The organism is Paracoccus sp. R86501 (genome assembly GCF_042466435.1).
In the GTDB taxonomy this organism is placed as follows: Bacteria; Pseudomonadota; Alphaproteobacteria; order Rhodobacterales; family Rhodobacteraceae; genus Paracoccus.
The window spans coordinates 2,699,810-2,721,962 of the sequence record NZ_JAXHPZ010000001.1 but is presented as its reverse complement, the minus strand read 5'-3'; the positions used below and the strand labels follow the sequence as shown (position 1 = coordinate 2,721,962).

Annotated in this window: 23 protein-coding genes and 1 riboswitch; of the genes, 10 read left to right on the top strand and 13 right to left on the bottom strand. The window is 65.7% G+C overall.

Annotated elements, in window-relative coordinates:
- Nucleotides 1-3: 3 nt before the first annotated feature.
- The gene (locus tag SJY40_RS13315; protein WP_378947330.1) at nucleotides 4-1,677 is read left to right on the top strand and encodes a glycosyl transferase family 90; all 1,674 of its coding nucleotides are present in this window, start codon (nucleotides 4-6) and stop codon (nucleotides 1,675-1,677) included.
- Here the strand turns inward: SJY40_RS13315 and SJY40_RS13310 are convergent.
- The 5 genes from SJY40_RS13310 to SJY40_RS13290 form a co-directional block, all read right to left on the bottom strand.
- The gene (locus tag SJY40_RS13310; protein ID WP_378947327.1) at nucleotides 1,674-2,753 is read right to left on the bottom strand and encodes an ABC transporter ATP-binding protein; all 1,080 of its coding nucleotides are present in this window, start codon (nucleotides 2,751-2,753) and stop codon (nucleotides 1,674-1,676) included. The two genes, SJY40_RS13315 and SJY40_RS13310, sit on opposite strands and share 4 nt — an antisense overlap.
- Nucleotides 2,754-2,828: 75 nt before the next feature.
- On the bottom strand, nucleotides 2,829-3,608 hold the full coding sequence (locus tag SJY40_RS13305) for an SDR family oxidoreductase (protein WP_378948449.1): 780 nt from the start codon (nucleotides 3,606-3,608) through the stop codon (nucleotides 2,829-2,831).
- Nucleotides 3,609-3,664: 56 nt separating this feature from the next.
- The gene (rpe, locus tag SJY40_RS13300) at nucleotides 3,665-4,351 is read right to left on the bottom strand and encodes a ribulose-phosphate 3-epimerase (protein ID WP_378947324.1); all 687 of its coding nucleotides are present in this window, start codon (nucleotides 4,349-4,351) and stop codon (nucleotides 3,665-3,667) included.
- Between the two features lie 109 nt (nucleotides 4,352-4,460).
- Complete coding sequence (locus SJY40_RS13295) at nucleotides 4,461-5,129, bottom strand: flagellar hook capping FlgD N-terminal domain-containing protein (protein ID WP_378947321.1); 669 nt, start codon at nucleotides 5,127-5,129, stop codon at nucleotides 4,461-4,463.
- Between the two features lie 9 nt (nucleotides 5,130-5,138).
- The gene (locus tag SJY40_RS13290; protein ID WP_378947318.1) at nucleotides 5,139-6,452 is read right to left on the bottom strand and encodes a flagellar hook-length control protein FliK; all 1,314 of its coding nucleotides are present in this window, start codon (nucleotides 6,450-6,452) and stop codon (nucleotides 5,139-5,141) included.
- Between the two features lie 100 nt (nucleotides 6,453-6,552).
- Here SJY40_RS13290 and SJY40_RS13285 point away from each other — a divergent pair, with 100 nt between their 5' ends.
- From SJY40_RS13285 to SJY40_RS13250, 8 genes are all read left to right on the top strand, one after another.
- A complete protein-coding gene (locus tag SJY40_RS13285) occupies nucleotides 6,553-6,798 on the top strand; it encodes a rod-binding protein (protein ID WP_378947316.1) in 246 nt (81 codons plus the stop codon).
- Nucleotides 6,795-7,112, top strand: coding sequence for a hypothetical protein (locus SJY40_RS13280; protein WP_378947313.1), 318 nt, complete (start codon nucleotides 6,795-6,797; stop codon nucleotides 7,110-7,112). Before SJY40_RS13285 ends, SJY40_RS13280 begins: the two co-directional genes overlap by 4 nt.
- A 168-nt stretch (nucleotides 7,113-7,280) precedes the next feature.
- On the top strand, nucleotides 7,281-8,129 hold the full coding sequence (locus tag SJY40_RS13275) for a flagellin (protein ID WP_378947310.1): 849 nt from the start codon (nucleotides 7,281-7,283) through the stop codon (nucleotides 8,127-8,129).
- A 69-nt stretch (nucleotides 8,130-8,198) separates the two neighbouring features.
- Nucleotides 8,199-8,564, top strand: coding sequence for a flagellar biosynthesis regulator FlaF (gene flaF / locus SJY40_RS13270; RefSeq protein ID WP_378947307.1), 366 nt, complete (start codon nucleotides 8,199-8,201; stop codon nucleotides 8,562-8,564).
- Nucleotides 8,561-8,965: a flagellar biosynthesis repressor FlbT gene (flbT, locus tag SJY40_RS13265; RefSeq protein WP_378947304.1), complete on the top strand. Its 405-nt coding sequence runs from the start codon at nucleotides 8,561-8,563 to the stop codon at nucleotides 8,963-8,965. Before flaF ends, flbT begins: the two co-directional genes overlap by 4 nt.
- A gap of 4 nt (nucleotides 8,966-8,969) precedes the next feature.
- Nucleotides 8,970-9,746, top strand: a complete 777-nt coding sequence (locus SJY40_RS13260) for a DUF1217 domain-containing protein (RefSeq protein ID WP_378947301.1) — start codon at nucleotides 8,970-8,972, stop codon at nucleotides 9,744-9,746.
- Between the two features lie 192 nt (nucleotides 9,747-9,938).
- Entirely contained in the window at nucleotides 9,939-13,277 is a 3,339-nt protein-coding gene (gene carB, locus SJY40_RS13255) for a carbamoyl-phosphate synthase large subunit (RefSeq protein WP_378947298.1), read from the top strand.
- 206 nt (nucleotides 13,278-13,483) lie between these two features.
- Nucleotides 13,484-14,677: a CAP domain-containing protein gene (locus SJY40_RS13250; protein WP_378947295.1), complete on the top strand. Its 1,194-nt coding sequence runs from the start codon at nucleotides 13,484-13,486 to the stop codon at nucleotides 14,675-14,677.
- Here the strand turns inward: SJY40_RS13250 and cobF are convergent.
- From cobF to cbiE, 6 genes are all read right to left on the bottom strand, one after another.
- Nucleotides 14,674-15,411, bottom strand: coding sequence for a precorrin-6A synthase (deacetylating) (cobF, locus tag SJY40_RS13245; RefSeq protein WP_378947293.1), 738 nt, complete (start codon nucleotides 15,409-15,411; stop codon nucleotides 14,674-14,676). The two genes, SJY40_RS13250 and cobF, sit on opposite strands and share 4 nt — an antisense overlap.
- A complete protein-coding gene (locus tag SJY40_RS13240; RefSeq protein ID WP_378947291.1) occupies nucleotides 15,408-16,073 on the bottom strand; it encodes an energy-coupling factor ABC transporter permease in 666 nt (221 codons plus the stop codon). The genes cobF and SJY40_RS13240 overlap by 4 nt, the downstream gene beginning before the upstream one ends.
- 32 nt (nucleotides 16,074-16,105) lie before the next feature.
- A riboswitch (cobalamin riboswitch) is annotated at nucleotides 16,106-16,330 on the bottom strand.
- Between the two features lie 20 nt (nucleotides 16,331-16,350).
- The gene (locus SJY40_RS13235) at nucleotides 16,351-17,676 is read right to left on the bottom strand and encodes a cobyrinate a,c-diamide synthase (protein WP_378947288.1); all 1,326 of its coding nucleotides are present in this window, start codon (nucleotides 17,674-17,676) and stop codon (nucleotides 16,351-16,353) included.
- Nucleotides 17,673-18,446, bottom strand: coding sequence for a precorrin-4 C(11)-methyltransferase (gene cobM / locus SJY40_RS13230; RefSeq protein WP_378947285.1), 774 nt, complete (start codon nucleotides 18,444-18,446; stop codon nucleotides 17,673-17,675). Before cobM ends, SJY40_RS13235 begins: the two co-directional genes overlap by 4 nt.
- Entirely contained in the window at nucleotides 18,443-18,772 is a 330-nt protein-coding gene (locus SJY40_RS13225; protein ID WP_378947282.1) for a cobalamin biosynthesis protein, read from the bottom strand. The genes cobM and SJY40_RS13225 overlap by 4 nt, the downstream gene beginning before the upstream one ends.
- Entirely contained in the window at nucleotides 18,769-19,959 is a 1,191-nt protein-coding gene (gene cbiE / locus SJY40_RS13220) for a precorrin-6y C5,15-methyltransferase (decarboxylating) subunit CbiE (protein ID WP_378947279.1), read from the bottom strand. Before cbiE ends, SJY40_RS13225 begins: the two co-directional genes overlap by 4 nt.
- On the opposite strand from cbiE, the gene SJY40_RS13215 reads away from it, so the two are divergent.
- Nucleotides 19,958-20,701 carry a cobalt-precorrin-6A reductase gene (locus SJY40_RS13215; RefSeq protein WP_378947276.1) on the top strand — a complete coding sequence of 248 codons (744 nt, stop codon included), beginning with the start codon at nucleotides 19,958-19,960 and terminating at the stop codon, nucleotides 20,699-20,701. The genes cbiE and SJY40_RS13215 overlap by 2 nt on opposite strands.
- Here SJY40_RS13215 and cobJ read toward each other — a convergent pair.
- Together cobJ and SJY40_RS13205 are read right to left on the bottom strand one after the other, a co-directional pair.
- Entirely contained in the window at nucleotides 20,677-21,411 is a 735-nt protein-coding gene (gene cobJ, locus SJY40_RS13210; RefSeq protein WP_378947273.1) for a precorrin-3B C(17)-methyltransferase, read from the bottom strand. The two genes, SJY40_RS13215 and cobJ, sit on opposite strands and share 25 nt — an antisense overlap.
- Entirely contained in the window at nucleotides 21,408-22,151 is a 744-nt protein-coding gene (locus tag SJY40_RS13205) for a precorrin-2 C(20)-methyltransferase (protein ID WP_378947270.1), read from the bottom strand. The genes cobJ and SJY40_RS13205 overlap by 4 nt, the downstream gene beginning before the upstream one ends.
- Nucleotides 22,152-22,153: the final 2 nt, after the last annotated feature.

Below are 22,153 nucleotides of genomic sequence, written 5' to 3'. Positions count from 1 at the left end.
ATCATGTTGCCCAAGTTCTTCCAGATCGGCTTCAACAAATGCGGCACGACCTTCATTGCCAAGCTGTTCGATCTGAACGGCATACCGGCGGTCCACTGGGCCGAAGGGGCGCTGGCCGATGACATCGCCTGGTCAAAACTGGCGGGACGCGCGCCGTTGCAGCGTTGGGCGGGCGACACCGTGGCCTTCACCGATATGGAGTCAGTGCGTTTCCTCAATATGCCCGTGATTGAGGCCTTCAAGGAATACGCCTTCCTTGACACCAGCTTCCCCGGCGCGGTCTTTTTGCTGAATACCCGCAATGTCGATGACTGGGTGGCCAGCCGGTATCTGCACTGGGGCGGGCGCTATGCGCGCAGCTATGCCGCCAGCCTTGGGGTCGGTCTGGCCGATCTGGGCGACATCTGGCGGCAGGAGTGGCACGACCACATCGCCGGGTGCCGCGCCCATTTCGCAGGCCGCGACCGCTTCATCGAGATCGACATCGACGAGGCCACCCCCGACGATTACCGCGTCGCACTGGCGCCCTGGTACGATCTGCCTGTCGCGCCCAAACTGCCCGGGGCCGGGGTGCGCAAGGCGCGCAAGGATTATCCGGTGCGGTTGCAACAGATGCTGGATGCCCCGGTCCCCGCGATTCATGCGGTGCGTCAGGAACGGCTGGCCACGCGGCTGGCGGGGTTCGCGCAACCCGCGCGGCTGTCGGGGCGGGTGGACTGCCCGGGCGATCAGGCCGTCCATCTGGATCTGGACGCCGGGCGGCTGACGAATGCCAAGGGGCGGCAACTGCCGGTCATGCGCGGGCCGGGCGGGCGGTTCTTTCAGGACGCGGGGCACTTTGGCCTGCTGCGCAGCACCTCGACCGCGAATGACATCGCGCAGGTGGCGCAGGGGGGACGATACTGGCTGGACATGCGGCCCGCCTGCCTGACCGGCAGTGTCCAGCCCTCGGGTGGGCCGGTAATCGCGGGGCTGCGTCGCAAGGGGGCCGAGGATGTCTTTCTGTGGCCCGCGCCCTGGCTGCACCGCATTGGCAACCAAGGCTTTCCGGGTGCGCCCTTGGGCGATGATCCGACCTTCGACGACCGTGCCGATGTGGCGGTCTGGCGCGGGCGGTTGTCGGGCTATGCGCAGGACCCCGGCGACGATGATCTGCGCCACTGGGTCGATGGCGCGATAGGCAACAGCCCCGACGCGGGTGCCATTCGCCGCAGTGCCCGCTGGCGGTTTCTTGAACGGCACGCCGGGCTGCCCGGAACCGATCTGGCGCTGCATCCCGACGACCGGACCGCTGGCGCGCTGGCGCGGGTGGGCCTGCCAGCACCGATGCGCGGCGATGCCCCGCAGGGTCGCTATGCCATCAGCATGGGGGGCGGCGATGGCGATGCCGATTTCCTGCCGCTGGCCAACAGCAATGCCGTCGTCCTAAAAGAGGAAGACGGTTGGGAAAGCTTCGCGACCGGCCTGTTCAAGCCTTGGCGGCATTACATTCCGCTGGCCTCGGGCGGGGCGGATCTGGCCGAGCGGCTGGCTTGGGCGCGGGCGAACCGGGATGAATGCAAGCGCATTTCCGGGCGGGCACGGCGCATCTGTGAGGGGCTGGCCGATCCGGCCGGGCGGCGTGCGCATCTGGCGCAGGTTCTGGCGGCCTATCGCGCGGCCAGGGGGCAGGGCTAGCTGCGGGGGAAGACGAAGACCCGGTCGCGGCGCAGCATCAGCCACATCTGCGTGCCGACCGGCGGCAGAAAGACCCCTGGCACGGTCGCGTTCAGACTGATGTTGCCCTGATCGGTGGCGAATTCCACCAACAATTCGCGGCCAAGGTAACGCGCCCGCGTCACCCGCGCCCGCGCCGCCGTGCCGTTTTCCACCGTGGGGGCCGGTCCTTGGCCCGCGCGGTCGAAGTCCAGCTTCAGATGCTGGGGGCGGATGACGATATCGACCTGCGCCCCGTCCGGCATGCCCGGCGTCAGGAACTGGCCGAAGGGCGTATCGGTCAGCGCACCTTGCACGGTGCCCTCCAGCACGTTGATGTCGCTGAAGAATCCCGCCGCCTGCCGATCCACCGGCGCGTTATAGAGGTTATAGGGCGCCCCCTGCTGCACGATGCGCCCCTTGCGCATCAGCAGGATCTGGTCGGCCATGCGCATCGCCTCATGCGGTTCATGGGTGACCAACAAGACGGCGGTGCCCTCTTCCTTCAGCAGGGCAAGGGTTTCGTCGCGAATGCCATCGCGCAGGCGTTCGTCCAGACCTGAGAACGGTTCATCCATCAGCAGCACGCGGGGGCGGGGGGCAAGGGCGCGGGCCAGGGCGACCCGCTGTTGTTCGCCGCCCGACAATTCATGCGGAAAGCTGTCGATATGGGCCGACATGCGCACCCGGTCCAGCAGTTCGGTCACGCGGGCGCGGTTGGCTTTGAAGCCGCCCGCCAGCCCGAAGGCGACGTTGTCGCGGACCGGCAAATGCGGGAACAGCGCGAAATCCTGGAACATCAGCCCGATGGCGCGGCGTTCGGGCGGCACGCGGAAATTCGTGTCGCAGATCAGCTTGCCGTCGACCATGATGCGGCCGCTGTCCTGCATGTCCACGCCCGCGACGATCCGCAGCGTCGTCGATTTGCCGCAGCCCGAAGGTCCCAGCAGGCAGGCGACCTGTCCGGCCTGAACCTGAAAGCTGACGTCATCGACGACCGGCGCGCCATCGAAGGCGCGGGTCAGGCTGTGGACTTCCAGTCTTGGGGGCGTCGTCACGATCTTGGCCTTGGCGCATGGAACGGGTCGGGGGTTGCCTAGCAGGGCGACCCCCGACCCGCAACTGCGGCACCTTTACATCGTGGCGTTCAGCGCGCCGCCATCCAGCAGGATGTTCTGCCCGACGATGAAGCGCGCCTGCTGGCTGCATAAGAAGGCGCAGGTCGCGCCGAAATCCTGCGGGGTGCCATAGGTGCCGGTGGGGATGGTCGCCTCGCGCTGCGTGCGCGCCTCGGACGGGGTGATGCCCTTGGCCTTGGCCACGCCGCCGTCAAGACCCGTTGCGCGATCGGTGTCATGGATGCCCGGCAGGATGTTGTTCACGCAGACGCCCTTGCCCGCGACCTGCCGCGACATGCCCGCAACAAATCCGGTCAGACCGGCGCGCGCCGTGTTCGACAGCCCCAGCACGGCGATGGGTGATTTCACCGATTGCGAGGTGATGTTGACGACCCGGCCCCAGCCCCGGTCCATCATGCCTGGCACCAGCGCCTGCATCAGCGCCACGGCCGACAGCATGTTGGCGTCGATGGCCTTGATGAAGTCGTCGCGGCTCCAATCCTGCCAATCGCCGGGGGGTGGGCCGCCCGCGTTGGTGACAAGGATATCCGCCTGCTGCACGGCATCCAGCACCTTGGCGCGACCTTCGGCGGTGGTGATGTCGGCGGCAACCGGCGTGACGCTGACACCGTATTTCGTGGCGATCTCGTGCGCGGTCTGGGTGATCTCGGATTCGGTCCGGCTGTTGATGACCAGATCGACGCCCGCCGCGGCCAATGCCTCGGCGCAGCCGCGGCCCAACCCTTTGGATGCGGCACAAACCAGCGCCCGTTTTCCCTTGATGCCCAGATCCATCGCGTCCTCCTGCTTGGCTATGTCGGCGGGCAGCAGACGCGCGGGCGGGGCGATTGTCAAACGGCTTCGATGGCCGTCCGGATCGTGCGCATGTTGTCGCCATAGACCGAGGCCTGATCGACCGAGCCGCCCTTGAAGACCGCGGATCCCGCGACCAGCACATCCGCGCCCGCTTTGGCGACCAGCGGTGCCGTGACCGGATCGACGCCGCCATCGACTTGGATGTGGATCGGGCGATCACCGATCATACCGCGCAGGCGGGCGATCTTGTCGATCTGGCTGTGGATGAACTTCTGCCCGCCGAAACCGGGGTTCACCGTCATGACCAGCACCATGTCGGCCATGTCCAACAGGTATTCCACCGCCTCGACCGGGGTGCCGGGGTTCAGGGCGATGCCCGCCTTCTTGCCCGTGGCGCGGATGGCCTGCAGGGTGCGATGGGGATGGGGGCTGGCCTCGACATGGGCGGTGATCATATCGGCGCCGGCCTCGGCATAGGCTTCGATATAGGCATCGACCGGCGCGATCATCAAATGCACGTCCATGAAGGTCTTCACATGCGGGCGGAACGCATTCACGGCGGGCGGTCCGAAGGTCAGGTTCGGGACGAAATGCCCGTCCATGACGTTGACATGCACCCAATCGGCACCCTGATCCTCGATGGCGCGGATCTCGGCGCCGAAGTTGGCGAAATCTGCCGACAGGATCGACGGCGCGATCTTGATGGAGCGGTCAAAGGTCATGGCTGGTCCTTTCTGCGGCGATCCGGGCGCGGCCGGTCTGCGGGCGGATGTCGGCATGGGTTACGGTCGAAACCCGCCCCGCGTCAACAGGCAGGGCACCGCGCGGGCGTCAGGCGGGGTCGCGCAAGGCCGTCACCTGATCCGCGGGTGCCGAGCTGCCGCCCTGGAAGATGACCGATGCCCCATCGCTGCCCAGCTGGGCCTCGGTGATGCGGGCATAGGCGCCGACCTGCGCCTGGTCGATCAGCTCTCCGTTGCGCCAGCTTTCGAGGGTGAAGCTGTAGGTGCCGTCGGGCAGCTTGCCGCCATCCTCTGTCCGGCCATACCAGTTGACCTGGCCGGTTCCCGTGCCGATATCTTCGCGCGTGACGACATTGCCGCTGGCATCGGTGGTGATCAGCTGCACGACATCGGCCTGCGCATGGGGGGCGATGTCCAGCGTCACGGGCGCGTCCCCGAACCAGACGGGGGCGGTGGTGCGGGCCTCCTTGCCGATCCAGCTGGCCATGCTGCCAAGCCCGCCCGATCCGCCTGCACCGGCCATCTGTTCTAAGTACTTGTTGCCAAGCGCCTGCTGTTCGACGCCGGCAAAAGTCGCCAGCTGGATGGCGAAATCCGTGCCCTCCATCGGGTTCAGGGGGTCCTGATTCTTCAGCTGTGCCGTCAGCATGGTCAGGAAGGTCTGGAAATCACCCCCCGCAGCGCCCGAAAACCCCGAGGCGGTCGGCTGCGTGCTGGTTGGTGACAGGGGGGCGGCGGTGGTGATGGCATCGACCATGGGTCTCTCCTATAGCCTGATATCAAGGCGACGGTCGCTGACCGGCGTGGCGGCGACCTGAACGCGTGTGGTCACCGCAATATCGGCATCATCACGGTCCGGCATGGCGCTGTTGGTGTCGCTGTCGCCCCAAGGCCCGCTGCTGTCCTGGCGGAATTCCATATCCGAGGTCTCGATCCCGGCCTCCTGCAGATGCTGGGTCAGAATGTCGGCATTGCGGCGGACCAGATCCAGCGTCTCGGGGCGTTCGGCCCAGATGGTGACATGGCTGCGGTCGGGACCGGACATGACCAGACGCAATCGGCCCAGTTCCTCGGGGGCGAGGGCGATTTCGGTGACATTCTTGCGCGTCGTGACCACGGCCGATGTGACCTGCTGCATCACCGGGCGCGGATCAGCATGGGGCGCGGGGGCATGGGACTGGGCGGTCGGTGTCACGGGGGCGGCATCACGGAGCGGCTGAGGGGATTGGACATCGGGCATGGGCATCTGGTCCGGAACGGCCAAGGCGTCGCGCGTCGCTTGGGGCAAAGGACGCGGCGGGGCCGTCGTGGCGTCCATGACGATTCGCGGGCGGTCGGCGGGGGCGGATTCCTTGCTTTGCACTTCGGGGGTATGGCTGGGCGGCGTCTCTGCCGGCACTGCGGGCTGATCCTTGGCAGGGGGCGTGGGTGCGTTTTGCGGTGTCGCAGCAGCTGGCACCTGAACCGGCGCGGTCGGCATTTGAGGTGTCCGGGCGGGCTGGCCTTGCACGGGCGCAGCTTGCTCGGGTGCGACTGGAATTGGCGCAGCGGGAACAGGGGCCTCCGGTGCCGACGGCGTTGCGGGGGCGGCAACTGGCTGTGGATGGGTGGCAGGCGCGACGTTCTGCGCGACGGGCAGCGGCATATCCGACATTTCGGCCATGTTGACCGGGACATCTGGAGCGCGCGCCTCTGTCTGGTCGGCGTCGGGCAATCCGACAATTTCCACCACCATTGCAGGGGCGGCAACGGGGGCGCTCAAAGACATCTCAACCACATCTGCGACGGGGCCAGGGGCGGGTGCGATCATTGCCTCAAGATCGGCAGGCAGGGTGGATGCAGGGGGCGCAAAATCCGCACTGATGCCACTGGTCTGCTCCAGCCATTGCGCCAGCGGATCACCCTGCGGCATCACGGGTATGGCCGGTGCCAGGGCCCGCGGGGCAACCTGCATGGCGCCCATCGTCCAGTCCAGAAGACCGGGATCGAAGCCCGAATCGACAATGGGCAGTTCCGGCGCAATGCCGGTCGGCATGTCCGCAGACTGGATCGGGCTGGTGATGGCTTGAATCTCAGACATGTCGAACCCCGTGGTTTTTCCCTGTCTATCCCGGATTCCTTACCAATTATTTACGGCTGTCTGCTTATTTGGCCCCATGCAGAAATTGACGGGAAGCCCCATGAAGATCGACCCTATCGTCCCCGCACAGACGACCAGCCCGCAGGCCGTCGTCGCATCCAAACTGGAACAGGCATTTCTGGAGGAAATGCTGAAATACTGCGGCCCTTCGTCGATGAAGGGTGAATTTTCGGGCGGCGCCGGAGAGGATCAGTTCAACAGTTTCCTGACGCGCGAATATGCCGCCAGCCTGGCGGACCGCCTTGATCTGGGGCTGTCGCGTACATCTGTCGGAACCGCGACATGAGCCGCGCCCTGACACGTCAGATCGGCCAGATTCGCGCCGCGCTGCTGGCAGGTGATCCGCAAGCCGCCTTGGCCCGGATCGAGGATCTGGTCCGGACCGCAACCCGTCACGGCATCGATGCCGGCACCCGTCAGGCGCTTGAACCGGCGCTGTCGGAATTGCGCGACCTGGCGCAGGCGTCCCTGTCGGGCGCGCAGCAGGCCGCGGATCAGGTGCGCGCGATCATTCAGGCGGCGCGCAGTCTGCAGACCTATGATTCCCTTGGACGCAGGACGGTCACCACCACGCGGGCCGCATCTCCGCAAAGATTTTGATAAAATGCACCGCAAGGTTTGTTTGAGAGGAGGCCCTGCATTCACTAGTTGTAAATCACCGCCGGTTAGAACGGTGACATGCCAGAAAAGGCGCAGGGCAAAGGCCCGTCCGGTCAGAAGGCCATCAATGCAAACCCCGGTGCAAAGCACCTTTTGACGGAGGACAACATGTCCAGCATTCTGACCAACAACAGCTCGATCGTCGCACTTCAGACCCTGAAGTCGATCAACTCGCAACTGGGTAAAACCCAGAGCGACATCGCGACCGGTAAGTCGGTGGCGAACGCCAAGGACAACTCGGCTGTCTGGGCCATCTCGAAGGTGATGGAAACCGACCAGTCGGCGTTCAAGGCGATCCAGTCGAACCTGAACGTGGCCGACGCCACCGTCGCAACCTCGCGCACAGGGGCCGAACAGGTCACCAACCTGCTGCAGGAAATCAAGGACCTGGCCATTGGTGCAACCGTCAGCACCGCCGATTTCGCCAAGATCGACACCGATATCGACGCCAAGTTCAAGCAGATCGCCTCGGTGATCTCGGGAACGCAGATGAACGGTGTGAACCTGCTGAAGACCGGCACCTCGATGAGCGTCGTGGGTTCGCTGGACCGCGCCAACGGCACTGCAGAAACGACCGCCAACCGTATCGACATCGCATCCGTTGATCTGGAAGGCGGTCTGAATCTGGACCTGACGACTGGCGTGTCTTCGGACTACACCGGCATCAGCGACACGGCGACGGCAGAGGCCATGGTCACGGCGATCGAAACCATGATCGACGCCTCGGTCAAGGGTGCTGCGCAGCTGGGTTCGGACGGCAAGCGCGTCAGTGACCAGGCGAACTTCGTCGGCGAGCTGGGTGACTCGCTGAAGCAGGGTATCGGCTCGCTGGTCGATACCGACATGGAAGAAGCATCCGCCCGCCTGCAGGCGCTGCAGACGCAACAGCAGCTGGGCATCCAGGCGCTGTCGATCGCGAACCAGTCGCCCTCGGCCGTCATGTCGCTGTTCCGCTGATGACAGCACAGGGGGCGCCGAAGCGCGCCCCCTGACCCCCATCACAATTCCAGAACGGGAAACACGACCTTGAACGCGGTAACGCCACTGACCCAGCATGGGTACAAGACAAGCGGCCTGCGCACGGCGCGGGATGCGGAATACGATGTCTTCTCGCGGGTGACGCGCATGATGCGTCAGGCGGGACGGACGGCCGATAACGGTGACACCATCATGGCCGTCCACAAGAACAACGAATTATGGACTTTGCTGGCCATCGACCTTGCAGATCCCGGCAACGGCCTGCCCGATGCCACCAAGGCGGGGCTGCTGTCCCTTGCCAGCTTCTCGATCCGCCACGGCCAGGCCGTCCTTGCGGGCAACGAGGTCTCGGACCCGCTGATCGACATCAACATGACCGTCATGCGCGGCCTGCGCGGCGAGGTTCCCGCATGAGTGGCCTTGTCCTGAAGCTGGCCCCGAACGAGCGGGTGCTGATCAACGGTGCCGTCATCGAAAACGGCGACAGGCGGTCGCGGATCGCCATCAAGACGCCCAATGTGAATGTCCTGCGCTTGCGGGACGCGATCCACCCCGACAAGGCGGCCACGCCGGTGTCGCGCGCCTGCTATATCGCCCAGCTTATCCTGTCGGGCGACGCCGAACCGGGGCAGGGGCGCCAGCAACTGCTGGTCGCTATCGAACAGCTGAGTCAGGTCTTTGAGGATCGTGACAGTCGCCTGTTGCTGGCCGATGCCACACAGGCCGCGATCGAGGAAAACCCGTATCAGGCGATGCGCAAGCTGCGCGAATTGCTGCCGCGAGAAGCCCGCCTTTTCGCCGCAGCAGCAGGATAGCGGCATGAGTGCGATCACCATCGGCATCAGCGGCGTCGCAGGCTGGAAGACCCTTCAGCGTACCGAGGCACGCCAGCTGGAGGTGATCGCCCAGGATCCGGTGGTGGTCCGCTCGACGACCTACTTCAAGGACAATATCGCAAAAGCGGCCAAAGCCGAGGAGCTGGTCAAGGATTACCGCCTGCTGAACACTGCATTGTCCGCCTTTGGCCTGGAGGGTGACATCGCCAACAAGGCGTTCATCCAGAAGGTGCTGGAATCCGATACCAGCGACGAAAGCAGCCTGGTGAACCGGCTGGCCGACAAGCGATATCTGAAGCTGGCCGAGGCTTTCGGGTTCGGCAACCAGGCCCCCGCGGCGGATCTGGCAGAAACCGTGTCACAGGCCTTTGTTCAGCGCGAATATGAAAGGCGTGTGGGCGAAAGCGATGAAAACATGCGCCTTGCCCTGAATGCCACCCGCGAGCTGCAGACCATGCAGGGGCGCAGTTCGACCGACAAGACATTGTGGTACGAGGTGATCGGGAACCAGCCCCTGAAGAAGGTCTTTGAAGGTGCCTTCGGTTTCGGCTCCAGCTATGGCAACCTGCCGGTCGAACGCCAGCTTGAAGAATTCATGGATGCGGCCGAACGCATTCTGGGCAGCTCCAGCTTCAAGGACATCACCACGCCCGAGGTCACGGACAAGCTGATGATGACCTTCATGGCGCGGTCGCAGCTGACAGAAAGCGTGGCACAGAATTGCTATAGCGCGGCGCTGACCCTGCTGACCGGCTTGTGATCTGCATCATCATCCCTGACCTTCCGGAGCTTGGCGCATCGCCCACTTGACGGCCATTGTGATTGCGACAAAGGTGACGCAAGGCCAGTTTTCGGCCCCTTGCTCGCTTGCCGCACCTTGCGTCCAAGCCTTGCTTGGCTATAACCCCGGACGATTTGCCGCGATCCATCATCCAAGCCCGGGGGCAAGACCATGCCGAAAAGAACCGACATCAAATCGATCCTGATCATCGGGGCAGGACCGATCGTCATCGGGCAAGCCTGCGAATTCGACTATTCCGGCGCCCAGGCCTGCAAGGCACTGCGCGAGGAAGGATACCGGGTCATTCTGGTGAACTCGAACCCCGCCACGATCATGACCGACCCGGAAATGGCCGATGCGACCTATATCGAGCCGATCACCCCCGAGGTCGTCGAAAAGATCATCGCCAAGGAACGCCCCGACGCGCTGCTGCCCACGATGGGCGGGCAGACCGGCCTGAACACCGCGCTGGCACTGGCCGACAATGGCGCGTTGAACCGCTATGGGGTCGAGCTGATCGGCGCACAGCGCAGCGCCATCGAAATGGCCGAAGACCGCAAGCTGTTCCGCGAGGCGATGGACCGCATCGGCATTGAGAACCCCAAGGCCACCATCATCGCGGCCCCCAAGCTGGCATCGGGCAAGTTCGACATCAACGCAGGTGTCACCCAGGCCATGGACGCGCTGGAGGAGATCGGCCTGCCCGCCATCATCCGTCCGGCCTTTACCCTTGGCGGTACAGGCGGCGGCGTCGCCTATAACCGCGACGATTACGAACGGATCGTGCGTTCGGGTCTGGATGCCTCACCGATGGCGCAGGTGCTGGTCGACGAATCCCTGCTGGGCTGGAAAGAGTTCGAGATGGAGGTCGTGCGCGACCGCAACGACAATGCCATCATCGTCTGCGCCATCGAAAACGTCGACCCGATGGGCGTCCACACCGGCGACAGCATCACGGTCGCCCCGGCACTGACCCTGACCGACCGCGAATACCAGATCATGCGCAATGGCAGTATCGCCGTTCTGCGCGAAATCGGCGTCGAAACCGGCGGATCGAACGTGCAATGGGCGATCAATCCCGAAGATGGCCGCATGGTCGTGATCGAGATGAACCCCCGTGTGTCGCGCAGCTCGGCGCTGGCGTCGAAGGCCACCGGCTTCCCGATCGCCAAGATCGCCGCGAAACTGGCCGTGGGTTACACGCTGGACGAGTTGGACAACGATATCACCAAGGTGACACCGGCCAGCTTCGAGCCCAGCATCGACTATGTCGTCACCAAGATCCCGCGCTTTGCCTTCGAGAAATTCCCCGGCAGCAAGCCCGACCTGACCACCGCCATGAAGTCCGTGGGCGAGGTCATGGCCATTGGCCGTAGCTTCCACGAATCGCTGCAAAAAGCCTTGTGTTCGATGGAAAACGGGCTGACCGGTCTGGATGAAATCGCCATCGAAGGTGCTGCCGATCAGGGCAAGCCCGCTGTCATCGCGGCGCTGTCCAAGTCCACCCCCGACCGCATTCGCGTCATTGCCGAAGCCATGCGTTTCGGTCTGTCGAACGATGAAATTCAGCGCGTCACCAGCTTTGATCCGTGGTTCCTTGCCCGTATCCGCGAAATCATCGACGCCGAACATATCGTCCGCGAAAACGGTCTGCCGCAGGACGAAGACGGTCTGCGCCAGCTGAAAATGATGGGCTTTACCGATGCCCGTCTGGCGCATCTGACCGACCAGGACGAAGACGCCGTGCGCCGCGCCCGTCGCGCGCTGGACATCCGTCCGGTCTTCAAGCGCATCGACACCTGCGCCGCCGAATTCGAGGCGCAGACCCCCTATATGTATTCGACCTATGAAGCCCCCGCGATGGGCGACGTGGAATGCGAATCCCGCCCGACGGACGCCAAGAAGGTTGTCATTCTGGGCGGCGGTCCGAACCGGATCGGTCAGGGGATCGAGTTCGACTATTGCTGCTGCCACGCCTGCTATGCGCTGACGGATGCGGGCTATGAAACCATCATGGTCAACTGCAACCCGGAAACGGTCAGCACTGACTATGACACCAGCGACCGTCTGTATTTCGAACCGCTGACCTTCGAGCATGTGCTGGAAATTCTGCACACCGAACAGCAGAACGGCACGCTGCACGGCGTCATCGTCCAGTTCGGCGGCCAGACGCCTTTGAAGCTGGCCAACGCGCTGGAGGCCGAGGGCATTCCGATCCTTGGCACCACGCCCGACGCCATCGATCTGGCCGAAGACCGCGAACGTTTCCAGGACCTGCTGAACCGTCTGGACCTGCGCCAGCCGGTCAACGGCATCGCCAGCAGCGGCGAACAGGCCATCGCGATCGCCAATGACATCGGCTTCCCGTTGGTGATCCGCCCCTCTTATGTCCTGGGCGGTCGCGGTATGGAAATCGTGCGCGATATGGACCACCTCAAGCGGTACATCACCGAGGCGGTGAAGGTTTCGGGCAAGAACCCCGTTCTGCTGGACAGCTATCTGTCAGGCGCGATCGAGGTTGATGTCGATGCCCTGTCGGATGGCGAAAACGTTCATGTTGCGGGCATCATGGAGCATATCGAGGAAGCGGGCGTCCACTCCGGCGACAGCGCCTGTTCGCTGCCCCCGCATACGCTGACCCCGGACACCATCGCGGAAATCAAGCGCCAGACCGTCGCCATGGCCCGTGCCCTGCATGTGGTTGGCCTGATGAACGTGCAGTTCGCGCTGAAAGACGGCCAGATCTTCGTCCTGGAGGTGAACCCGCGCGCCAGCCGTACGGTGCCTTTCGTCGCCAAGGCCACCGACAGCGCCATCGCATCGATCGCCGCACGTCTGATGGCGGGCGAGCCGATGTCGAACTTCCCCGAGCGCGCGCCCTATCCCGCGAATGCCGGCCCCGAGGATGATCTGCCCTTCGCCGATCCGCTGACCCTGGCCGATCCGATCACCCCTTGGTTCAGCGTCAAAGAGGCCGTCCTGCCCTTTGCCCGCTTCCCGGGCGTCAACACGCTGCTTGGGCCGGAGATGCGTTCCACCGGCGAAGTCATGGGCTGGGACCGCAATTTTGCGCGGGCCTTCCTGAAGGCGCAGATGGGTGCCGGTGTGGAACTGCCGCATGACGGTTGTATCTTCGTGTCGGTTAAGGATTCGGACAAATCGGACGCACTGGCCGCGGCTGCGCGCGATCTGGTCGCCATGGGCTTCACGCTGATGACCACCTCGGGGACGGCCGATTTCTTGGCCGCTGCCGGTGTGCAGACGCAGCGGGTCAACAAGGTCTATGAAGGGCGCCCTAATATCGTCGACCGGTTGAAGAACGGCGAAATCACCATGGTCCTGAACACGACCGAAGGCGCGCAGGCCATCGCTGACAGCCGCGAAATCCGCGCCGTCGCGCTCTATGACAAGATCCCCTATTTCACCACCGCCGCGGGCAGCATCGCGGCCGTCGCTGCGATCAAGTCGCGTGGCGAAGGTGAAGTGGGCGTCCGCAGCCTTCAGGCCTGAAATTGCAATCGCCGGCCCCCATCCGGGGTCGGCGATTGACCTTTGTCAATCGACCTTGGGTCAAGGTTCGAATCGCGACGATCTTCTGCTAGCACCACCTTGGATTGCAGCCCGCTGCGCCTGGATCGACGGCATTCGATGTATATCGTGTTTGGTCGGTGGCGCCTGATGGGCCAAGATCACCCCATGTGATGCCAGAGGTTCCCATGTCGCAAGCCACCGATGCCGAACGATATTTCCTTGAACTGGTCAACCGCGCGCGTGCGGCGGATGGCCTGCGTCCCGTAACGCTGGAAACCCATCTGAACAATTCGTCGAACAGCCACAGCGGGTGGATGCTGCGCAACGATGTCTTTTCGCATACGGGCGCGGGGGGATCGTCGGCCTCCGACCGGGTCCGCGCCGCCGATTTCCCGCTGGAGGTCAGCTGGCGGGTAACCGAGAATCTGGCCTATGTCTCGGTCGATCGCGACGGATCGCTGCTGGATGAGGTCCAGCAGCTGCATACCAACCTGATGAACAGCCCCGGCCACCGCGCAAATATCCTGGACCCGAATGTCGAATATATCGGCGTCGGTCTGCAGGTCGGCGAATTCGACGGCCATCAGATCCTGATGGCCACGCAGAATTTCGCCTCGACCTTGGGCAATGTGAACCTGGATCTGGCGGCGGGGGTGACGGTCACCCAGATCGACCGCCCCTTCATGGGGGCGATGTCCAAGGCCAATTGGCTGGACGCGCATGAGCCTTTGACTGTCAGTGCCTCGGGGACGGCGGCGGATGATCGGATCGTCAAGGGCGGTGCCGACAATACCCTGTCTGGCTTGGGCGGTGACGACCTGATTGCGGGGGGCGCGGGCGATGACGTTCTGCGCGGCGGTCAGGGTCACGATTTCATCATGGGCCAGAAGGGGAACGACCGACTGCTTGGCCAGAATGGCGACGATGTCCTGTCCGGCGGGACGGGGGCCGACAGGCTGCTGGGGGGTGCGGGCCGCGACCACCTGAAGGGCGACGGCGGAAACGACCGCCTGTTCGGGCAGGCGCACAACGACCGTCTGCTGGGCGGCGGCGGCAATGATACGTTGGATGGCGGCTTTGGCCGCGATACGCTGATCGGCGGTGCGGGGGCTGATCGTCTGACCGGCGGCGGCGGCGCGGATCAGTTCATCTTCGATGGCAACATCGGTCGTGATGTGATCACCGACTTTACCGCCGGTCAGGATCGCCTGCTGATCGCCGAAGCGCTGATCCCGGGCTCGATGGCCGAATTCATGGACGATCATATCCGCCAGACCGCCGATGGTGTGGTCATCGACCTGTCGGGTAACAACCGTATTCTGGTGCAGGGGCAGGATCTGTCGGTTCAGGACGTGGCCGACGACATCTTCCTGTTCTAGGCGCGCGCCAGAAGATAGCAGTCCATGATCCAGCCATGCGCGGTCCGCGCGGCGGCGCGCCTGTCGATGATGCGGGGGCCGACCTGCGCAACCGTGCCATGCTCTAGCATCTGCTGCGGCATGCCGAGGAAGGCGCCCCACCAGATGCGTGTCTGTCCGGGCATCCGGTCGAAGGCGCAGCCGCCGTCCAGCATGACGACCAAGCGATCAACGCCCTCGGGCCAGCCGTGATCGCGCAATTGACGCCCGGTGGTGATCTGCACCGGGGCGCCCAGATCGTTCAGCGGAATGGCATGGGCCGCGCAAAGCGCCTGAATGGCGGTGATGCCGGGAATGACCGAGACCGCCAGATCCAGCCGCGCGGCAATGCGCAGACTGCTGTCATAGAGCGCTGGATCGCCCCAGACCAACAACGCCACCTTGCCGCCATCGGGCAGGTGCCGGTCGATCTGACCGCGCCAGGCATCGGCGATGGCATCGTGCCAGCGATCGACCCCGCCCAGATAGTCGGGGTCGCCCGCGTCGCGGCGCGGCAGGTCGAATTCCGCCAACTGCACCGCCGCTTTGGTCAGATGCCGATCCAGCATGGCACGTCTAATGCCCGCCAGATCGGCCTTGTCGTCCCCCTTCAGCGGGATCAGCACCAGTTCCGCCTGCTGCATGGCGGTGATCGCCTGCAGGGTCAGATGGTCCGGATTGCCCGTGCCGATCCCGATCAGGGTCAGCGAGATCATGCGTAGAGGCGCTGCGTGACCAGCCCGGTCCTGCCCAGCCCGTGCATGGACTTGGCACCAGCCAGCACGGCCAGATCCACCAGCGGTTCAAGCGCGATGACCAGCATGTAGGCTGCGCCGAAGGTCGCGACACCGGACCATGCCTCGACGCCCTGACCATAAAAGGCCCAGAAGGCGACCCATGCGACGACGCCGCCTTGGAAGGCCGTTGACAGCGCCAGTGCCTGACCATAGGTCAGATCGACATAGGCGGTCTTCGGCGCGATGATCCGGCCAGCCAGCGCCGACACCGCAAACAGCGGCACCAGAAGCGAGGTGACGTTCATCCCGTATTGCGGCAGATCGGCGGGTGCAAAGAACAGCCCCTGCGTCAGCAGTCCAAGCGCCAGTCCGATGGCCGCAGGCGCCGCGCCGAACAGCAGGAACAGGGTGGACCCCATGATCAGATGCACCTCGGAGACGCCGACGGGGGCGGTGGGCAGCACCTGGAAGAAGACGAAGGTGGCGATGGTGGCCAGCAGGCTGCGACCTGCCAGCGACAGAAGCCCGCGTTCGCGCAAGGCCTCGAAGGCGATTTTCAGCGTATAGACGCCTGCCGTGGCTGCGGTGGCATAGCCAAGGATCAGCTTGGCGCCAGTCACGACGCCATGTTCGATATGCATGTTCAGTCTCCTGTAGCCGTCATCCCCGACGGCGGGAAAATTGTCTGCATGGCCGGTTTCCTGGCTTGCGGGTCAGCGCGTGGCGTCGGCCTTCCCGGGCCCAAGGCGGCCCAGTGACACAAGTGACGCACGCTCTCCGCATACAGTCGCGGGGGCGGCTGAGGCTTCGGGTGCCGCGATTGGGTCCACCCTTCCTCATTCCCGATGAAGCCCGACGCTTGGGCGTCTTCACGGGCACCATTCAGGGGATCAGATAGACGTGATCGGACCGCGCGCGTCAAGTCGCGGCGGGGGCGATCATGTGAAAGAACGTGCCGGTCACCTGACCGCCATCCGTCGCGCGGAAGGACCCGGTTTCGGGCACCGCCGCGCCATTGGCGTCGGTCACGCGGGCCAGCGGCGCATCCGGCTGGTCGGTGATCGAGGCATAGTGGAATTCATGCCCCCGCAGCGCCTGTTGCCCGATGCCCGGAAAAGGCGCGACCAGATCGGCGCGGCGGTATCCCAGATGCATGCGGCGCTTGTGATAGCTGGTTTCCAGCCCCAGCAGTCCCAGCATGCGGTGGCGTTCGCCCGTGGCATCGACCAGCCCCGCCCCAAGCGCCATGTATCCGCCGCATTCACCATGCACGGGCCGCGTCGCGGCAAAGCGGTGCATGGCGTCGCGGAAATTGTTGGCGGCGGCTAGCCTCGGTGCGTGCAGTTCGGGATAGCCGCCCGGCAGCCAGCAGCAATCGGAGCTGTCATCGGGGGCTTCGTCCGCCAGTGGCGAAAACGGCAGGATCGTCGCGCCCGCCTTGCGCCACGCCTGCAGGACATGAGGATAGGTAAAGCTGAAGGCCGCATCGCGGGCCAGCGCGATCCGCCCCCCCGGTGGCATGATCGGCAGGGGCGCATCGGCATGCGGCAGGGCGCGGCTGGCGGCGGCGGCGATGATGCCGTCCAGATCGCAATGCGCGCTGACGAAATCACCGGCGTGGTCAAGGATCGCCTGCAGTTCCGGCGTTTCTTCGGCCTGCACCAGCCCCAGGTGGCGTTCGGGCAGGGTGATGTTGCCTTGGCGGGGCAGGGCGCCAAGGACGGTGATACCCGCCTCGGCCATGCCTTCGCGGATCAGGGTGTCGTGACGGGGCGAGGCCACGCGGTTCAGCACCACACCCGCAAAGGGCAGATCGGGGCGCAGCGTGGCAAAGCCCCGCGCCACCGCTGCCGCCGATTGCGCCTGACCCGAGACGTCAAGGATCAGCACGACGGGCCAGCCCATCATCTGCGCCACCTCGGCGCTGGATCCGATGCCGGTCTCGCCCGCCTTGGCCACCCCGTCGAACAAACCCATCGACCCCTCGGCCAGAATGATGTCGGCATCGGGCTGGCCGGTGACATGGCCGATGATCCGTCCCGGCTGCATCGCCCAGGCATCCAGATTGAATGACGCTCGCCCGGATGCCGCCGTGTGGAACGCTGGATCGATGTAATCCGGTCCCGACTTGAACGGCTGCACCGCCATGCCCCGCTGTCGCAGTGCGCTCAGCAGGCCCAGCATCAGCATGGTCTTGCCGGTCCCCGAGGCGGGGGCGGAAATCATTAGTCCGGGGGTGCTCATTCGGGAAACCTCGGTTCTGGGCCGACGGGGCGGTATCGGCGGTCGTAATCGGCGGCGTAGAGGCGGCTGTCGTCGAAACCCTCGGCACCAAGGGCGGGGCCGACAAGGATCAGCGCAGTGCGGTCGATGCCTTGGGCATCCTTGGCGATATCGGCCAAGGTTGACCGGATCACCCGCTGGTCTGGCCAACTGGCCCGCCAGACGACGGCGACGGGGCAGTCAGGCCCGTATTGCGGGGTCAGATCGGCCACCACCTGATCCAGCGCGTGGATCGACAGATGGATCGCCAGCGTCGCGCCGGTTGCTGCAAAGGCGGTCAGGCTTTCGCCAGCAGGCATGGATGACGCCCGCCCCGGCGTGCGGGTCAGCACCACCGATTGCGCCAATCCGGGCAGGGTCAGCTCGCTTTCCAGCGCGGCAGCGGCGGCGGCGAAGGATGGCACCCCCGGCACGACCTGTACGGGAATCTCCAGCGTCCGCAGGCGACGCAGCTGTTCGCCCATCGCTGACCAGACCGACAGATCGCCCGAATGCAGCCGCGCCACATCCTGTCCCGCCGCATCGGCCGCCTGCATTTCCGCGACGATCTGGTCAAGGCTGAGGGGCGCCGTGTTCACGATCCTCGCGCCGGGCGGGCAATGGCTCAGCAGGGCAGGCGGCACAAGGCTGCCCGCGTAGAGGCAGACAGGGCAGGCCGCGATCAGGTCGCGCCCGCGCAGGGTGATCAGATCGGCCGCGCCGGGGCCTGCCCCGATGAAATGGATGGTCATGGAACCTCTGCGATGGCGATGGTGAAGCGGCCACAGGCCGAGACGATGCGCGGGCCGGTCAGGCGCGCGCTGGGGCCGGCAGCAACAAGGGCCGCAGCCTCGGCCACCGATCCAGTGGCGTGAAGCGACTGGACGCGCGGGGATTGGGTCGGGGTTTCGACGCCTGCGACCGAGACGATCCGCAGGGGCAGTCCCAACCGGGCCGCCAATGGGCGCAACAGGCCGGCGCGTTCGGGAATGGTGGCCAGCACATCCACATCACCGACCGATCGGGCCAGCGTCTCCAGCGGGGTGTCGGCGCGGCAGCCGATGCCAGCGACCCTCATGCCGTGACCGCCCATTGCACGACGGGACGCGAGGGTTGCCAGCCGCGCATGCCACCCAAGGGGGCCGCGCGGGCGATGTCGATGCGGATCAGATCGCCGCCGCGACGGGCTGACAGGGCGGTCAGCAGGCTTTCTGTCTCCAATGTCACCGCATTGGCCACAAGCCGTGTGCCGGGGGGCATCAGGGGCCAAAGCGCCTCAAACAACGCAGCCGATCCCCCGCCGCCGATGAAAACGGCATCCGGTTCTGGCAGGTCGGACAGCGCATCAGGCGCACGCCCATGAACGGGCGTCACCAGATGACCGACGCCGAAGCTGGCGGAATTCTGGCGGATCAGGTCCAGCCGGTCTGCGCGCGGCTCGATGCAGATGGCCCGCCCCCCCGCCAGCGCCCATTCGACCGAGATCGCCCCCGATCCGCCGCCGATGTCCCACAGTAGCGCACCCGGGCGTGGGGCAAGGGCGGCCAGCGTCATGGCGCGGATGGGGGATTTCGTGATCTGGCCTTGATGCGCGAAATCATCATCGGCGCGACCGGGGACCGTGCCGATCCCCGTGCCGCGCGGCAGGTCAGCGCCGTCGATGGCAATGGCCACGGGGGCGGCGATGTCGTCGGGTTGGATGTCACCCGCACGGGTCCGGCGGATGCGTTCCGCGGGACCGCCAAGACGCTCCATCACCGTCAGCCGCGCAGCCCCGGCCCCTTGGCCACGCAGCCATTCGGCCAGCGCGGCCACCGCCGCTCCGTCGCGCAGGGTCGCGATGATGCGGCAGCCGCGTGCCAGATGCGGGCGCAGCCGCGCGAAGGGCGCTGCGTGCAGGCCAAGCGTCACCGCGTCTTCGGCCCGCCAGCCAAGGCGTGCGCAGGCCAGCGCGATGACGCCCGCAACGGGCAGTGCGACCCATTCATCGGGCGCAAGATGGGCTGCCAGCGTGCCGCCCGCCCCATGCCAGAAGGGATCGCCCGAGGTCAGCACCACCACCCGCCGCCCCCTTGCGGCCAGAACCGGCGCGATGTCGAAGGGCACGGGCCATGGGCGGCCCTTATCCGCGACCCCGGCCAGGGCCAGATGGCGTGGCCCGCCAAAGACCAGATCGGCGGTGGCCAGAGCCTCTCGGCTTGCATCGGGCAGGCCGGGCAGGCCATCTTCGGTCAGACCGATGATCGTCAGCCAAGGCTTATCCATGACACGCATCCTGCTGCTGGGCGGCACATCCGAAGCCAGCGCCATGGCGCGATTGCTGGCGCAGGCGGGCATCAGGGCGCAGTTTTCCTATGCCGGACGCACGGCGGCCCCCGTGGCGCAACCCTTGCCCACGCGGATCGGCGGTTTCGGCGGCATCGATGGTCTGGCGCAGCACCTGCGGCAGGGCGGCTTCACCCATCTGATCGACGCGACCCATCCTTTCGCGGCGCAGATCAGCGGCAATGCGGTCCGCGCGGCCGATATGGCGGGCGTCCCCCTGCTGGTCCTGCAGCGTCCCGCATGGCAGGCGGGCGAGGGCGACGACTGGACCCATATCGCGGACATCACGCAGGCGGCGCAGGCGCTGCCGCCGCAGCGGGCGCATGTCTTTCTGGCCATCGGCAAGCAAAACCTGACCGCCTTCGCAGGCCTGCCGCATCGCTTTCTGCTGCGGCTGGTGGATCGGCCCGACAGCCTGCCCTTGCCGGATGCGCGGGTGGTGATCGCAAGGGGGCCCTTCACGGTGGCGGATGACACGCGGTTGATGCGCGACCATGGCATCACCCATCTGGTCGCCAAGAACGCGGGCGGCACGGGGGCCGAGGCCAAACTGACCGCCGCGCGTGATCTGGGCCTGCGGGTAATCATGATCGACCGCCCCGCCATGCCCGAACGGCATGTGGTCCAGCGTCCTGAACTGGCGATGGCCTGGCTGCATCAGACGGCCCCGCGCGGGGTATAGACCCATTTTCCCACCCGCCGCGTCGCCGAATTGCCGACCAGCACGACGGTCCGCATGTCGGCCATTTCCGGCGTGGCCTGCGACAGGGGCAGGATGGTCAGGGCTTCCTGCGGTGTGGTGACGGCGCGGGCGAAGATGACCAGCGTTTCAGGGGAGCATTCCTGCCGCAGGATATCCAGAACGCGGGCGAATTGATGCGGCCGGCTGGACGACCTGGGGTTATAGAAAGCCATGGCGAAATCGCCCCGCGCGGCGTGGCGCAGGCGGTGCTCGATCAGGTCGAAGGGCTTGAGGTTGTCCGACAGGTTGATGGCGCAGAAATCATGGCCCAAGGGCGCACCCGCACGTGCCGCGGCCGCCAGCATCGCGGTGATGCCGGGCAGGATGCGGATGTCGGTGTCATGCCGGTCGGGGGCATCCTCCAACGCCTCGAACAGGGCGGATGCCATGGCAAAGACGCCGGGATCGCCCGAGGATACGATCACCACCCGTTGGCCATCCGCCGCCATGTCCAGCGCCATGCGCGCGCGGTCCAGCTCGACCCGGTTGTCCGAGGGGTGCAGCGCCAGCCCCGGACGCGCCGCCACCCGCGCGACATAGGGGATATAGCCGATGACATCGGTCGCCTGGTCCAGCGCCAGCGCGACCTGTGGCGTCACCAGCGCATCATCGCCCGGCCCAAGCCCCGCGACGGTGACCCAACCGGTCATTCCGCCACCTGCGGCAGGACCATGGGACGGCGCCCCCGGCCATGCACCATGACGATGGCGAAATAGGGGCAATCGGCATCGGCGACCTCGGCAAGGCGGGCGATGCGCTGGCCGGGCATGGTGCCGCGCTCGATCAGCCAGGCATCCTCAAGGCGGCCGGTCGCGGCCAGCGCGCGGCGGACCTTGGGCAGGTTGCGCCCGGTCTTCATCACCACCAACGCATCGGTGCCCGCGATATGACGACGCAGGTCGGGTTCGGGCAGGGTGCCCATCAGCACGGTCAGCACGTCGTCGCCCCAGGTGATCGGCGTGCCGCTGGCGTTCCAGCATCCCGCCATGCCGGGAATGCCGGGAATGACCTGCATGTCCACGACGTCGCGCAGCCGCACGTAAAGATGCATGAACGAGCCATAGAAAAACGGGTCGCCCTCGCACAGGACCACGACATCGTCGGTCGCGGCCAGATCGCGCAGGCGGGCGGCCCAATCATCATAGAAGGCGGCCAGAAGGTCGTTATAGGCGGGGCTGTCGAAGGGGATTTCCGTGGTGACGGGGTATTCCATCGGGTATTCGTGGGCATCTGGTGCCAGCATGCCCGTGACGATGCGGCGCGCCTGCCCCTGCCGCCCCGGCTTGCGGAAGAAAGCCACGTGGCGCGCGCCGCGGATGGCGCGGTCGGCGCGGACCGAGATCAGATCCGGGTCGCCCGGTCCCAGCCCCGCACAGATGATCTGTCCCATTC

What these genes read in the sequence shown, in the direction of transcription:
- SJY40_RS13315 (WP_378947330.1), top strand. Translation starts at nt 4, where the DNA reads ATGTTGCCCAAGTTCTTCCAGATCGGCTTCAACAAATGCGGCACGACC.
- SJY40_RS13305 (WP_378948449.1), bottom strand. Translation starts at nt 3,608, where the DNA reads ATGGATCTGGGCATCAAGGGAAAACGGGCGCTGGTTTGTGCCGCATCC.
- rpe (WP_378947324.1), bottom strand. Translation starts at nt 4,351, where the DNA reads ATGACCTTTGACCGCTCCATCAAGATCGCGCCGTCGATCCTGTCGGCA.
- SJY40_RS13295 (WP_378947321.1), bottom strand. Translation starts at nt 5,129, where the DNA reads ATGGTCGATGCCATCACCACCGCCGCCCCCCTGTCACCAACCAGCACG.
- SJY40_RS13290 (WP_378947318.1), bottom strand. Translation starts at nt 6,452, where the DNA reads ATGTCTGAGATTCAAGCCATCACCAGCCCGATCCAGTCTGCGGACATG.
- SJY40_RS13285 (WP_378947316.1), top strand. Translation starts at nt 6,553, where the DNA reads ATGAAGATCGACCCTATCGTCCCCGCACAGACGACCAGCCCGCAGGCC.
- SJY40_RS13280 (WP_378947313.1), top strand. Translation starts at nt 6,795, where the DNA reads ATGAGCCGCGCCCTGACACGTCAGATCGGCCAGATTCGCGCCGCGCTG.
- SJY40_RS13275 (WP_378947310.1), top strand. Translation starts at nt 7,281, where the DNA reads ATGTCCAGCATTCTGACCAACAACAGCTCGATCGTCGCACTTCAGACC.
- flbT (WP_378947304.1), top strand. Translation starts at nt 8,561, where the DNA reads ATGAGTGGCCTTGTCCTGAAGCTGGCCCCGAACGAGCGGGTGCTGATC.
- SJY40_RS13260 (WP_378947301.1), top strand. Translation starts at nt 8,970, where the DNA reads ATGAGTGCGATCACCATCGGCATCAGCGGCGTCGCAGGCTGGAAGACC.
- carB (WP_378947298.1), top strand. Translation starts at nt 9,939, where the DNA reads ATGCCGAAAAGAACCGACATCAAATCGATCCTGATCATCGGGGCAGGA.
- SJY40_RS13250 (WP_378947295.1), top strand. Translation starts at nt 13,484, where the DNA reads ATGTCGCAAGCCACCGATGCCGAACGATATTTCCTTGAACTGGTCAAC.
- cobF (WP_378947293.1), bottom strand. Translation starts at nt 15,411, where the DNA reads ATGATCTCGCTGACCCTGATCGGGATCGGCACGGGCAATCCGGACCAT.
- SJY40_RS13240 (WP_378947291.1), bottom strand. Translation starts at nt 16,073, where the DNA reads ATGCATATCGAACATGGCGTCGTGACTGGCGCCAAGCTGATCCTTGGC.
- SJY40_RS13235 (WP_378947288.1), bottom strand. Translation starts at nt 17,676, where the DNA reads ATGAGCACCCCCGGACTAATGATTTCCGCCCCCGCCTCGGGGACCGGC.
- cobM (WP_378947285.1), bottom strand. Translation starts at nt 18,446, where the DNA reads ATGACCATCCATTTCATCGGGGCAGGCCCCGGCGCGGCCGATCTGATC.
- SJY40_RS13225 (WP_378947282.1), bottom strand. Translation starts at nt 18,772, where the DNA reads ATGAGGGTCGCTGGCATCGGCTGCCGCGCCGACACCCCGCTGGAGACG.
- SJY40_RS13215 (WP_378947276.1), top strand. Translation starts at nt 19,958, where the DNA reads ATGACACGCATCCTGCTGCTGGGCGGCACATCCGAAGCCAGCGCCATG.
- cbiE (WP_378947279.1), bottom strand. Translation starts at nt 19,959, where the DNA reads ATGGATAAGCCTTGGCTGACGATCATCGGTCTGACCGAAGATGGCCTG.
- cobJ (WP_378947273.1), bottom strand. Translation starts at nt 21,411, where the DNA reads ATGACCGGTTGGGTCACCGTCGCGGGGCTTGGGCCGGGCGATGATGCG.
- SJY40_RS13205 (WP_378947270.1), bottom strand. Translation starts at nt 22,151, where the DNA reads ATGGGACAGATCATCTGTGCGGGGCTGGGACCGGGCGACCCGGATCTG.